Source organism: Pseudomonas sp. MYb327 (assembly GCF_040438925.1).
Taxonomy (GTDB): Bacteria; Pseudomonadota; Gammaproteobacteria; order Pseudomonadales; family Pseudomonadaceae; genus Aquipseudomonas.
Map to the genome: position 1 here is coordinate 1,285,919 of NZ_CP159258.1, position 12,159 is coordinate 1,298,077.

Consider the following 12,159-nt stretch of genomic DNA (forward strand, 5'->3'; position numbering starts at 1 on the left):
CGATGAAATTCGCCCCTGTCTATTCCGAGCGCCAGCCGATTACCGCCGAAGAGGAGGCCTATAACTTTCTTCTGGAGGCGATTTGCAAAGGGCGTTACCGCACCGGCGAACGGTTGATTGCCGAGGACATCGCCGGCGAAATCGGCATGAGCCGCATGCCGGTGCGCGAAGCGTTCCGACGCCTTGATGCCGATGGCCTGGTGACGCTGCGACCCAACCGGGGCGCCATCGTTCGTGGCTTGAATATCGACGAGATGCGTGAAGTGTTTGAGATGCGCAGTGCCCTCGAAGGCCTCGCCATCCGGGTGGCGGTGCCGAAACTCACCGAGCGCCATTTCAGTCATCTGGAGCGCTTGCTCGACGAAATGGACGACTACCGCGAAGACGGTGCCGAGTGGGTGAGCCGCCATCGCGCTTTCCACGAATACCTGTGCAGCCTGAGTGAACGTCCGCGCCTGATGCGGCAGATTTGCGCGTTGTACTCGGTGATCGAGCCGCACATGCGCCTGTGGCTGCAACACGCCGACAAACCCCGCAGCGCCCGTGACGAGCACGCCTCGATTGTCGCCGCACTGCGTACCGGCGACCCGGATAAAGCCGCGGAAGTCGTGTGCGAACACATCGAAGGCACCATCCCGCGACTGATTCAATTTCTCGAAGCCCACCAATAAACCAGACACCACACCCCTGTAGGTGCCGGCTTGCTGGCGATGGCTGTTGTATGAGCGAAGTCAGACTCAAGGGCCAAATCGCTGGCAAGCCAGCTCCTACCGGGGACATCCGTTGCAGCCAACTGGAGTCATGCCATGCACAAGCCTTGCGCGTTAGTTGCCGTGTTCACCTTGAGTCTGTGTTCGCAATGGGCGTTCGCCGCCCCTGAGTTACCCGAGCGCCTGAGCAAAAGCGAGAAGATCGTCTATTGCTCCGGCATGGACTCGCCACCGTTGGTGTCGTTCGACACCAAGCAAAAACCGGTGGGGCTGCAGGTTGATATGGGCGAAGCGATTGCCCAGCGCCTGGGTGACAAGAAGGTGGAGTGGCGAATCTCGCCTTTCGCCGGGCTGATCCCGGCGCTGCTGGCGCAACAGTGCGACATGATCGTCGACCAGTTATTCGACAAGCCTGAGCGCCGCGAGGTGATCGACATCGTCAACTTCATGTATTCCAGCCAGTCCATCGTGGTGCCCAAGGGCAACCCGAAATCGGTGAACACCCTGGAGGATCTGTCCGGTCTCAAGGTCGCGGTCAGCAACGGTTCAACCATTCGCATGCTGCTGGGCAAGGAGAACGAAAAGCTCGAAGCGGCCGGCAAACCACCGATGAAACTGGTGGTGTACAACGTCGACGCTGATGCCTTTCAGGCGCTGCGCATCAATCAGGTGGACGCCTTCGGCACCACGGTCGAATCCGCCGGTCACTATCAGCAGCTCGCTCCGGATCTGTTCCAGTCGGCCGTTCCGGCGTTCAACCGTATCCTTACCGGTTTTGGCGTGCGCAAAGGTGATCCACAGTTGACGGCGGCGCTGACTGAAGTCCTGCAAGGCATGCGCGCCGACGGCAGTTACACCGCGCTCCTCAGTAAATGGCATGTCGACAGCGACAAACTGGACTGAGGGCGAACCTGATGAATTTCAATTGGGATGTGTTCTGGCAGTACCTGTTGCAGCCCAGCGATGTCTACCTGACGGGGCTGTGGCTGACCTGCCTGATCAGCGTTTCGGCCATGTTGCTCGGTTGTGTGTTGGGGCTGATCGCGGCGTTGATGAAGCTGTCGAGTAATCCGTTGTTGCAGTACCCGGTGCGCTTTTACGTGTGGCTGATGCGCGGCACGCCGTTGCTGGTGCAGATCGTTTTTCTGTACACGGCATTGGCGGCGGGGGGCATTTTTCGCTTTGAAGACCTGGACCTGGGCTGGTTCATTGTGCCGGGAAACATTCAGGCCGCGATCATCGCCTTGGGCCTCAATGAAGGCGCGTACATGGCCGAGATCATTCGGGCCGGCATCGGCGCGGTGGACAAGGGGCAGTACGAAGCCGGACGTTCGCTGGGCATGACGTTTCCCAAGTTGATGCGGCGCATCGTCCTGCCGCAAGCGTTCCGGGTGATCGTCCCGCCGCTGGGCAACGAGTTCAACGTGATGCTGAAAAACACCACGCTGGTCAGCGTGATCGGCGTGCAGGAGTTGCTGCTGAGCACGCAAATGGTGACCTCGGCGACCTTCCGCGTGTTCGAGTTGTACCTGGTCGTGGCCATCTACTTCCTGGCATTGACCACGCTCTGGGGCTTTTTCCAGCGCTGGCTCGAAGCGCGCTTTGGACAGTCTGATCGTCCGGCACCGGCCGCCAGCCGCATGTTCGGTCGCAACACCATGAAATTGCTGAGGGGGCGTTGAGATGGCGCACATGAGTGAAGAACTGGTCATCGAAGCGCTGGATGTTCACAAGTCGTTCGGCGACCTGGAAATTCTCAAGGGCATTTCCCTGCAAGTGCGACGGGGCGAGGTGGTGGTGCTGATCGGCGCTTCCGGTTCGGGCAAAACCACGTTTATCCGCTGCATCAATCTGCTCGAAGACATTCAGTCTGGGCAAATCCGCGTCGGCGGTCGGCCGATGGGTTACCGCACCCGGGCCGATGGCAGTCTCGCCCGCGATTCGGAGCGCAATATCGCGCGGCAGCGCCGGGACATCGGCATGGTGTTCCAGCGCTTCAACCTGTTCCCGCACATGACCGCCCTGGAAAACATCATCGAAGCGCCGATTCAGGTACTCGGCGTGGCGCGCGCGGCAGCGGTCGAGCAGGCGCGGGCGTTGCTCAAGCGCGTTGGGTTGGCGGAGAAGGCTGATCACTATCCTTCGATGTTGTCCGGTGGACAGCAGCAGCGGGTGGCGATCGCCCGGGCATTGGCGATGAAACCGCAGGCAATGTTGTTCGACGAACCCACCAGCGCCCTCGATCCCGAGACGGTGGGTGAAGTGCTGCAAGTCATGAAGGAGCTCGCCGAGGAGGGCATGACCATGGTCGTGGTCACCCATGAAATGGGCTTTGCCCGCGAAGTGGCCGACCGGGTGGTGGTGCTCGATCAAGGTGAACTGATCGAGCAGGGACCGCCCGAGCAGATCTTCAGTCAGCCCAAGCACGCCCGTACCCGCGCTTTTCTCAGCCGCGTGCTGTGAGTCCATCCAACAAATTTGTGTGAGTCCTGCCATGTTCAAATTTTCTGCCCATGAGTATCCCTACGCCTCACAGCGTCAAAGTGTCTTCGCCAAGCGCGGCATGGTCGCCGCTTCACAACCGCTGGCCGCCGAGGCCGGGATCGAAATCATGCGTCGCGGTGGCAATGCCATTGATGCAGCGATTGCCACGGCAGCGGCGCTGACCGTGGTCGAGCCCACCGGTTGCGGTATCGGCGGTGACGCTTTTGCACTGGTGTGGACGCAAGACAAACTGCACGGTTTGAACGCCAACGGCTCGGCCCCACAGGCCTTAAGCATTGAAGCGGTGAAAGCTGCCGGCCATGAAAAAATGCCGTTGCATGGCTGGACGCCGGTGACGGTGCCGGGCTGTCCCTCGGCCTGGGCGGAGCTTTCCACGCGTTTCGGTCGTTTGCCCTTTGCCGACTTGCTGCAACCGGCGATCAGTCTGGCGCGAGATGGCTTTCCCGTGTCGCCGGTGGTTGCGTTGCAGTGGCAAACCGCGCTGGACGATTTCACCCCCGACCGCAGCAACGTACTTGAGAGCTGGTTCGAAACCTTTCTGATCGACGGCCGCGCACCGCGAGCCGGTGAATTGTTCCGCAATCCGGCGCAGGCGAAAACCTTGAGCGAACTGGCCAATACTGGTTGCGAAAGTCTGTACCGCGGCGCCCTGGCGCAACGGCTGGACGCACATTCGCGGGCCACGGGCGGCTATCTGCGCGCCAGTGATTTGCAGGATTACCGTGCGCAATGGGTCGAGCCGATCAAGGTTAGTTATCGCGGTGTCGATGTCTGGGAAATTCCGCCGAGCGGGCAGGGGCTCGTGGCATTGATGGCGTTGAAGATGCTTGAAGGGTTCGACTTTGATCACCGAGACAGTCAGCAGACCTGGCACCGTCAGCTTGAAGCGATGAAGCTCGCCTACAGCGATGGGTTGCACTACATCACCGACCCGGAGCACATGCGGGTCGCGGTGGCGGATTTGTTGAGCGACCACTACGCGGATCATCGACGCGCACAGATCGGCGAGCAGGCCGTGGCGCCGCAGCCAGGTGATCCCCACGCCAGTGGCACCGTCTATTTGGCCACCGCCGACGCCGAAGGCAACATGGTTTCGTTCATCCAGAGCAACTATCACGGTTTTGGCTCGGGCGTCGTGCTGCCCGACAGTGGCATCGCCCTGCAAAACCGCGGAGAGGAGTTCAGCCTTGATCCCGAGCATTCGAATTGCCTGGCGCCGGGGAAAAAGACGTTCCACACCATCATCCCGGGCTTTCTCAGCAAAGACGGCGTGGCGATGGGGCCTTTCGGCGTGATGGGGGGCTACATGCAGCCGCAAGGGCACGTGCAGATGGTCATGAACCTGGTGGATTTCGGGCTCAATCCCCAAGCAGCTCTGGATGCGCCGCGCTGGCAGTGGCTGGGCGGGTTGAAAGTCGGTATCGAGCAGAACGCTTCTCGGGATATGGCAGCGGCTTTGGCGCGCCGTGGGCACGACGTGCAAGTGGTCTGCGACCTGACCAGTTACGGGCGAGGGCAGATCATTTTGCGTGATCCTGAAACCGGTGTGCTGTGCGGCGGTACGGAGCCGCGGGCGGACTCGCATATAGCGGTTTATTGAGGTGGGCGAGGGGGGCGTCCTCCTTGACGCGGTCGCAGCTTAGAGATTATGCAATTGATTCTCAAGTGCTATTTGTCTTTAGTTTGACCCAATGATGCCGGGCTTCTCTTGCCAACAAATATTCTTTTGATATCATCCGCGCCATCTGATTTGCGACACCCAAAGACTTCATTAGCCTGAAGCCATAAGCCAGAAAACTGGCAAAAAAAGACCCGGCAAAAAGCCGGGTCAAAAACCGTGATTAGCCTGATGAGGAGATAGTCCAAGAGGCCGACCTAAGGTCCCTTGGTCCATCGACTGATCTCGCGATCAGCTGATGCAATAATAATCATTCTCGTTTGCAAGTCAAATGATTTTATCTGCGCGATTGGAAAACTCTTTCCAGTCCTTTCTCTGATTCCTTCGCCTCAACCGTTCTGATGTCCCTCCAGGGATCGATCTACCATGGCCTTGGCCATGTCGATCATATGCACCGCCGAGAACGCCAGATCCCGATTTGAACCCTGCAAGTGATTGGCTGACTCGTACGCAGTGGCTGCTGCACAACGCAGCAGATCCGAAGCATGCACCAACGCTTCTTCGCTGCTGATGTTGCGGTTCACGTCAAAGAAGCGTTCCTCTCCCCCTTCCTCTGAAACAGTCGGTTTCAAATAGTAATCAAGCGCTCGCTGGGCCGCGGCTGAGCCTTGGGGCGAGGTGAGGGAGGTGTCGATTTGCATTTCAGGCAGGTCGTTGGCGGGTTGGGTCATGGTGATGGCAAAGCTCCGTGATAGATTCAGATCCGTGAATTCATCCTAGTACGATCTGTATTTGTGACCCTAATTTTAATACTACAATTTGTGTTTTGATGGCCGGAGGCTGCCACGTATCGTGCCGCACATGGATAAATGGATCGAATTGGTCAAGGCCAAGATGAGTGAACTCAAAGTCACTCAAGAAATACTCGCCGAGCGCCTCGGAATGTCCCAGGGTGGCGTTGGTCATTGGCTGAATAAACGTCGTCAGCCCGGGCTCGATGACATGAATCGTGTCTTGCAGGCGCTGGGCCTGGGTTTTCTGGAGGTGGCGCTGGTGATCAGGGAGCCTGCAGACTCACAGGACGACGGGATTTGTCTGACACACAAGTACAACCCGTACTTCCGCTACCCGGTCAGTGACTGGCAGGAAACCGGTGAGCTGCGTGATGGCGAGTTGACGCAATACCGTTTCGAACTGTCCGACTACCACGCTCAGGGCGCGGCGTTCTGGCTAACCGTCTTGGGCGATGCGATGACCGCACCCAGTGGCCTCAGCATCGCCGAAGGCATGTTGATACTGGTGGACCCGGACGTGGAAGCGGTCCCAGGCAAACTGGTCATCGCCCAATGGCCAGACAGCAGCGAGGCAATCTTCCGCAAGCTGATCGAAGAGGGCGGGCAGCGTTACCTGGTCCCGCTCAATCCGACCTATCCGAAAGCGCTTTACACCGAAGAGTGCCGAATTATCGGCGTGGTGGTTCAGGCTACAGCCAAATTCTGATCAGATCGGTCCTCGCAAGGTGTAGGACCGATCGTCATTTCACGCTTCTTCCAGCTCAACCAACGCACTGCCTTCACTGACCATCTCGCCTTCCTGGCAATACAGCGCCTTGATCACCCCGGCGTGTGGCGCACGAATGCTGTGCTCCATCTTCATCGCTTCCAGCACCACCAGTTGCGCCCCGGCTTCGACCGTTTGCCCAGCCTCCACTAGCACGCGCACGATGCTGCCGTTCATGGGCGCGGTCAGTCCGCCGTGATGGCTGTGGCTGGCTTCAACGGCCCTGATCGGGTCGTAGGACTCGATGCGGCGCAGTTCCCCATCCCATTGCAGATACACAGAGTCGCCATGGCGGATCGCCTTATGCTGGCGACGCACGCCGTCGTGCTCGGTCAGTAAATGCCCGCCTTTGAGTTGCGCTGTACCGGAATTGACGGCACCCAAGGTCAGCGCGCGATCCTGACCTTCGCAGCTCAAGTGCAAGGTGATTTCTGTCGGCAATCCCGCCCGGAAACCGTTGCTGTTGGCCCAGGGCGAACTCGGGTCATCGGCGCGCGGTGAACGAGGCTGGCTCTGGGAAAATGCCTGGGCGGCGGCCAGCCAGAATTCATCGCTGAGCGCCGCCGGTTGCGGTAACAATTGTTCCTGATAACGCGGAATGAACCCGGTATCCAGCTCCGCCGAAGCAAACGCCGGGTGACCGATGATCCGGCGCAGGAAGTTGATGTTGGTCTTGAGCCCGCCAATCGCGAACTCATCGAGCATGCTCAACAGACGCAAGCGTGCCTGTTCACGGTCTTCGCCCCAGGCAATCAGCTTGCCGAGCATCGGGTCGTAGAACGGCGAAATTTCGTCGCCTTCCTCAACGCCGCTGTCGACTCGACGTCCCGGGCCTGCGGCCGATTCGCGATACAACTCCAGGCGCCCGGTAGCCGGCAGGAAATCATTGCCCGGGTCTTCGGCGTACAACCGCACTTCAATCGCGTGGCCGTTCAGCGGAACCTGAGCCTGAGTCATCGGCAGCGGTTCACCACGCGCCACACGAATCTGCCAGGCCACCAGGTCGAGGCCGGTGATGGCTTCGGTGACCGGGTGCTCAACCTGCAGGCGCGTGTTCATTTCCATGAAGAAGAACTCGCCGCGCGCATCCAGCAGAAACTCCACGGTGCCGGCGCCGACGTAACCGATGGCTTGCGCCGAACGCACAGCCGCTTCGCCCATGGCACGACGAAGTTCCGCGCTGAGGCCCGGAGCGGGCGCTTCTTCAACGACTTTCTGGTGTCGACGCTGAATCGAGCAGTCACGTTCGTTGAGGTACAGGCAATTGCCGTGCTGATCGGCGAACACCTGGATCTCCACGTGACGTGGTTTGAGCAGGTACTTCTCCACCAGCATCCGCGAATCGCCAAACGATGATTGCGCTTCACGCTGGGCCGAGGCCAGGGCTTCGGCCAACTGGCTAACGTCCTCGACCACTTTCATGCCTTTGCCGCCGCCACCCGCCGTGGCTTTGAGCAGCACCGGATAGCCGATGCGTTCGCAGGCATCGCGGAAGGTGTCGAGGTCTTGGGCTTCGCCGTGATAACCGGGCACCAGCGGCACGCCGGCGGTTTCCATCAAGGCTTTGGCTGCGGATTTGCTGCCCATGGCGTCGATGGCCGAGGCGGGGGGGCCGAGGAAAATCAGGCCGGCCGCTTCTATCGCACGGGCGAACCCGGCGTTCTCCGACAAAAAACCATAACCCGGATGAATCGCCTGGGCGCCGCTGGCCTTGGCGGCAGCGATCAATTTATCGATTTGCAGATAACTGTCCGCGGCTTTGCTGCCACCGAGGTCGACACGAATGTCGGCTTCGCGGCTATGGCGGGCGTCACGGTCAGTGGCGCTGTGCACGGCCACGGTGGTCAGGCCCAGGGCCTTGGCGGTGCGCATCACCCGGCAAGCGATCTCGCCACGGTTGGCCACCAGCAGGGAAGTGATAACAGGTGCGCTCATCAACGCGGCTCCTTGGCGGTGGTTTCGGCTTGCCAGCCCGGTGGACGTTTTTGCAGAAAGGCGCGCAGGCCTTCCTGGCCTTCGGGGCTGACGCGGATGCGGGCGATGGCGTTTTCGGTGTAGCGGCGCAATGCCGGGTTCAGCGAGCCGTCGCCGACTTCACGCAGCAGATCTTTGCTGGCGCGCATGGCGGCGGGGCTGTTGAGCAGCAGGTTATCGATCCACTGTTCGACCTTTTGCTCAAGTTCGGCTATCGGATAACTCTCCGACAGCAGACCGAGTTCGCGCGCTCGTTGACCGCCGAAGCGTTCGGCGGTCAAGGCATAGCGCCGCGTGGCACGTTCGCCGATGGCTTGCACTACGAACGGACTGATCACCGCCGGGGCCAGGCCAATGCGCACTTCCGACAGGCAGAACTGTGCGTCATCGGCGCCGATGGCCATGTCGCAGCAACTGATCAGGCCCAACGCGCCGCCGAAGGCTGCACCTTGCACCACCGCCAGCGTCGGGACTTTCAGTTTGGCGAGGTTGTACATCAACTCCGCCAATTCCCGGGCGTCGTCGAGGTTGGTGTGGTAATCAAGTTCTGCCGATTGCTGCATCCAGGCCAGATCCGCACCGGCGCTGAAATGCTTGCCGCGGCCGCGTACCAGCAGGAAACGCAGGCTGGTATCGCTCGATACCTTGTCCAGGGCCAGGATCAACTCGCGGATCATCTCGGCATTGAAAGCGTTGTTCTTTTCTTCGCGGCTGAGCCACAGGGTCGCAAAACCCCGTGGGTCGGTCAGCAGTTCGAGGGTATTGAAGTCGCTCATGATTTTCTCCCGATCACATCCGGAACACGCCGAAGCGGCTCGGTTCGATTGGCGCATTCAGCGACGCCGACAAGGCCAGGCCCAGGACATCGCGGGTCTGCGCCGGGTCGATGACGCCGTCGTCCCACAAGCGAGCGCTGGAATAGTAGGGGTGACCCTGTTCTTCGTACTGGTCGAGGATCGGTTGTTTGATCTCGGCTTCCTGCTCGGCGCTGAAACCCTGGCCACTGCGTTCGGCTTGTTCACGCTTGACCTGCACCAGTACGCCAGCGGCCTGTTCGGCCCCCATCACGCCAATGCGCGCGTTCGGCCACATCCACAGGAAGCGTGGATCGTAGGCGCGACCGCACATGCCGTAGTTACCGGCACCGAAACTGCCGCCGATGATCACCGTGAATTTCGGTACCTTGGCGCAGGCCACCGCGGTCACCAGTTTCGCTCCGTGTTTGGCGATGCCGCCGGCCTCGTACTTCTGGCCGACCATGAAACCGGTGATGTTTTGCAGGAACAGCAACGGGATGCCGCGCTGACAGGCCAACTCAATAAAGTGCGCGCCTTTTTGCGCAGCCTCGGCGAAGAGGATGCCGTTGTTGGCCAGGATCGCGATCGGGTAACCCTGCAAGTGGGCAAAGCCGCACACCAGCGTCGTCCCGAACAGCGCCTTGAATTCGTCGAACACCGAACCGTCCACCAGTCGCGCAATCACTTCGCGCACGTCGAACGGCTGCTTGGCATCGGCCGACACCACGCCGTACAACTCGTCGCTGCCATAAAGCGGGGCGATCGGCGTACGTTGCTGCACTTCGCCGAGCTTGCGCCAGTTGAGGTTCGCTACGCTGCGGCGGGCAATGGCCAAGGCATGTTCATCGCTCTCGGCGTAATGGTCGGCAACCCCGGAAATCTTGCAGTGCACATCGGCCCCGCCAAGGTCTTCGGCGCTGACCACTTCACCGGTCGCGGCTTTCACCAGTGGCGGGCCGGCGAGGAAGATGGTCGCTTGCTCGCGGACCATGATCGCTTCGTCGGCCATGGCCGGCACATAGGCGCCGCCAGCGGTGCAGGAACCCATGACCACGGCAATTTGCGGAATGCCCATGGCACTCATGTTGGCCTGGTTGAAGAAGATCCGCCCGAAGTGCTCGCGGTCCGGGAACACCTCATCCTGACGCGGCAGGTTGGCGCCACCGGAATCCACCAGATAGATGCACGGCAGGCGATTCTGCTGGGCGATGGTCTGGGCGCGCAGGTGTTTTTTCACGGTCAGCGGGTAATACGAACCACCTTTTACCGTGGCATCGTTGGCGACGATCATGCACTCGACGCCTTCCACACGGCCAATCCCGGCAATTACGCCAGCGGCGGGAACGTCTTCGCCGTACACCTCGTAGGCCGCCAGTTGGCTGATCTCAAGAAACGGCGACCCCGGATCGAGCAGACGATTGATGCGATCGCGCGGCAGCAGTTTTCCACGAGAGGTGTGGCGCTCTTGCGCCTTCGAGCCGCCACCTTGCGCCACTTGGGCGAGCAGGGTGTGCAGGGCGTCGACCTGTTTAAGCATCGCCGCGCTGTTGGCGGCGAACTCCGCCGAACGGGGGTTGAGCTGGGTATGCAGGATAGCCATGGACAACTCCGTTTAGCGGGTTTCGTTGAACAATTCACGCCCGATCAGCATGCGACGGATCTCACTGGTACCGGCGCCGATTTCGTACAGCTTGGCGTCACGCAACAGACGACCGGCCGGGAATTCATTGATGTAGCCGTTACCGCCGAGAATCTGGATCGCGTCGAGGGCCATTTGTGTGGCACGTTCAGCGCTGTAGAGGATCACGCCAGCAGCGTCCTTGCGGGTGGTTTCGCCGCGCTCGCAAGCCTGGGCCACCGCGTACAGATAGGCGCGGCTGGCGTTAAGTTGGGTGTACATGTCGGCGACCTTGCCCTGGATCAACTGGAACTCGCCGATGCTCTGGCCGAACTGCTTGCGGTCGTGGATATAAGGAACGATCAGGTCCATGCAGGCCTGCATGATGCCGGTCGGGCCGCCGGAGAGCACAACGCGCTCGTAATCGAGACCGCTCATCAGCACTTTCACGCCGCCGTTGAGCGCGCCGAGGATGTTTTCTTCCGGGACTTCGACGTCATCGAAAAACAGTTCGCAGGTGTTCGAACCGCGCATACCGAGCTTGTCGAACTTGTTGCTGCGGCTGAAGCCTTTCCAGTCACGCTCGACGATGAACGCGGTGATGCCGTGCGGACCTTTTTCCAGGTCGGTCTTGGCATAGATCACGTAGGTGTTGGCGTCGGGACCGTTGGTGATCCAGGTCTTGCTGCCGTTGAGCACGTACTTGTCGCCACGTTTATCGGCGCGCAGTTTCATCGAGACCACGTCGGAACCGGCATTCGGTTCGCTCATCGCCAGCGCGCCAATGTGCTCACCGCTGATCAATTTTGGCAGGTATCTGGATTTTTGTTCGTGATTGCCATTGCGGTTGATCTGGTTGACGCAGAGGTTGGAGTGCGCGCCGTAGGACAGGGCAACGGAAGCCGATCCACGGCTGATTTCTTCCATCGCTACCACGTGCGCCAGGTAACCCAGGCCGGCACCGCCGTACTCTTCCGGCACGGTAATGCCCAGCAGGCCCATGTCGCCGAATTTGCGCCACAGGTCAGCGGGGAACAGGTTGTCGATGTCGATCTGAGCAGCGCGCGGGGCGATCTCTTTGGCGACGAAGGACTGAACCTGATCGCGCAGCATGTCGATGGTTTCACCGAGGGCAAAGTTCAGGGATGGGTAGCTCATGGGACACCTTTTGGCTTTTTTGTAGGGTGGGAAGAGCAGTGATTCAGCTCTCACCTTTACGTTAACGTAAGCCTGTGGTGAATGGCTGTCAATCACCCTTTACGTTAACGTCAACTTGAGCGAGAGTAGGGGTGTTCTTACAGACTAGCGTCGCACTCTGTGGCGAGGGAGTTTGCTCCTCGCCACAAAAAGCCGCGCTCCGATAATAAAGACAATAGG

At 60.1% G+C, this 12,159-nt stretch carries 11 protein-coding genes; 6 read left to right on the forward strand and 5 right to left on the reverse strand.

Going from position 1 to position 12,159, the window contains the following annotated elements; genetic code table 11:
- Positions 1 to 2 precede the first annotated feature (2 nt).
- The 5 genes from ABVN21_RS05745 (at position 3) to ABVN21_RS05765 (ending at position 4,815) form a co-directional block, all read left to right on the forward strand.
- Entirely contained in the window at positions 3 to 671 is a 669-nt protein-coding gene (locus ABVN21_RS05745) for a GntR family transcriptional regulator (RefSeq protein WP_339553045.1), read from the forward strand.
- A 135-nt stretch (positions 672 to 806) separates the two neighbouring features.
- A complete protein-coding gene (locus ABVN21_RS05750) occupies positions 807 to 1,613 on the forward strand; it encodes an ABC transporter substrate-binding protein (RefSeq protein ID WP_339553046.1) in 807 nt (268 codons plus the stop codon).
- An 11-nt stretch (positions 1,614 to 1,624) separates the two neighbouring features.
- Positions 1,625 to 2,392 (forward strand): amino acid ABC transporter permease, encoded by a 768-nt coding sequence (locus ABVN21_RS05755; RefSeq protein WP_150701265.1) that lies wholly within the window; start codon positions 1,625 to 1,627, stop codon positions 2,390 to 2,392.
- Between the two features lies 1 nt (position 2,393).
- Positions 2,394 to 3,173 carry an amino acid ABC transporter ATP-binding protein gene (locus ABVN21_RS05760; RefSeq protein WP_339553047.1) on the forward strand — a complete coding sequence of 260 codons (780 nt, stop codon included), beginning with the start codon at positions 2,394 to 2,396 and terminating at the stop codon, positions 3,171 to 3,173.
- A 31-nt stretch (positions 3,174 to 3,204) separates the two neighbouring features.
- On the forward strand, positions 3,205 to 4,815 hold the full coding sequence (locus ABVN21_RS05765; RefSeq protein WP_339553048.1) for a gamma-glutamyltransferase family protein: 1,611 nt from the start codon (positions 3,205 to 3,207) through the stop codon (positions 4,813 to 4,815).
- A 407-nt stretch (positions 4,816 to 5,222) separates the two neighbouring features.
- Here ABVN21_RS05765 and ABVN21_RS05770 read toward each other — a convergent pair whose 3' ends face one another.
- Positions 5,223 to 5,564: a DUF3077 domain-containing protein gene (locus ABVN21_RS05770; RefSeq protein WP_339553049.1), complete on the reverse strand. Its 342-nt coding sequence runs from the start codon at positions 5,562 to 5,564 to the stop codon at positions 5,223 to 5,225.
- 130 nt (positions 5,565 to 5,694) lie between these two features.
- Here ABVN21_RS05770 and ABVN21_RS05775 point away from each other — a divergent pair, with 130 nt between their 5' ends.
- On the forward strand, positions 5,695 to 6,333 hold the full coding sequence (locus tag ABVN21_RS05775; RefSeq protein WP_339553050.1) for a LexA family transcriptional regulator: 639 nt from the start codon (positions 5,695 to 5,697) through the stop codon (positions 6,331 to 6,333).
- Positions 6,334 to 6,372: 39 nt separating this feature from the next.
- Here ABVN21_RS05775 and ABVN21_RS05780 read toward each other — a convergent pair whose 3' ends face one another.
- From ABVN21_RS05780 to ABVN21_RS05795, 4 genes are read right to left on the reverse strand one after another with little or no spacing between them, the layout of a single operon-like run.
- Complete coding sequence (locus tag ABVN21_RS05780) at positions 6,373 to 8,328, reverse strand: acetyl/propionyl/methylcrotonyl-CoA carboxylase subunit alpha (protein WP_339553051.1); 1,956 nt, start codon at positions 8,326 to 8,328, stop codon at positions 6,373 to 6,375.
- Entirely contained in the window at positions 8,328 to 9,143 is an 816-nt protein-coding gene (locus tag ABVN21_RS05785) for a gamma-carboxygeranoyl-CoA hydratase (protein WP_339553052.1), read from the reverse strand. Before ABVN21_RS05785 ends, ABVN21_RS05780 begins: the two co-directional genes overlap by 1 nt.
- Positions 9,144 to 9,156: 13 nt before the next feature.
- Positions 9,157 to 10,764: a carboxyl transferase domain-containing protein gene (locus ABVN21_RS05790; RefSeq protein WP_339553053.1), complete on the reverse strand. Its 1,608-nt coding sequence runs from the start codon at positions 10,762 to 10,764 to the stop codon at positions 9,157 to 9,159.
- A 12-nt stretch (positions 10,765 to 10,776) separates the two neighbouring features.
- The gene (locus ABVN21_RS05795; RefSeq protein WP_212627054.1) at positions 10,777 to 11,940 is read right to left on the reverse strand and encodes an isovaleryl-CoA dehydrogenase; all 1,164 of its coding nucleotides are present in this window, start codon (positions 11,938 to 11,940) and stop codon (positions 10,777 to 10,779) included.
- Between the last annotated feature and the right edge of the window lie 219 nt (positions 11,941 to 12,159).

Excerpts from the sequence above, each read along its gene's own strand:
- ABVN21_RS05775 (WP_339553050.1), top strand. The coding sequence starts at position 5,695 with ATGGATAAATGGATCGAATTGGTCAAGGCCAAGATGAGTGAACTCAAA.
- ABVN21_RS05750 (WP_339553046.1), top strand. The coding sequence starts at position 807 with ATGCACAAGCCTTGCGCGTTAGTTGCCGTGTTCACCTTGAGTCTGTGT.
- ABVN21_RS05785 (WP_339553052.1), bottom strand. The coding sequence starts at position 9,143 with ATGAGCGACTTCAATACCCTCGAACTGCTGACCGACCCACGGGGTTTT.
- ABVN21_RS05780 (WP_339553051.1), bottom strand. The coding sequence starts at position 8,328 with ATGAGCGCACCTGTTATCACTTCCCTGCTGGTGGCCAACCGTGGCGAG.
- ABVN21_RS05760 (WP_339553047.1), top strand. The coding sequence starts at position 2,394 with ATGGCGCACATGAGTGAAGAACTGGTCATCGAAGCGCTGGATGTTCAC.
- ABVN21_RS05755 (WP_150701265.1), top strand. The coding sequence starts at position 1,625 with ATGAATTTCAATTGGGATGTGTTCTGGCAGTACCTGTTGCAGCCCAGC.
- ABVN21_RS05770 (WP_339553049.1), bottom strand. The coding sequence starts at position 5,564 with ATGACCCAACCCGCCAACGACCTGCCTGAAATGCAAATCGACACCTCC.
- ABVN21_RS05790 (WP_339553053.1), bottom strand. The coding sequence starts at position 10,764 with ATGGCTATCCTGCATACCCAGCTCAACCCCCGTTCGGCGGAGTTCGCC.
- ABVN21_RS05795 (WP_212627054.1), bottom strand. The coding sequence starts at position 11,940 with ATGAGCTACCCATCCCTGAACTTTGCCCTCGGTGAAACCATCGACATG.
- ABVN21_RS05765 (WP_339553048.1), top strand. The coding sequence starts at position 3,205 with ATGTTCAAATTTTCTGCCCATGAGTATCCCTACGCCTCACAGCGTCAA.
- ABVN21_RS05745 (WP_339553045.1), top strand. The coding sequence starts at position 3 with ATGAAATTCGCCCCTGTCTATTCCGAGCGCCAGCCGATTACCGCCGAA.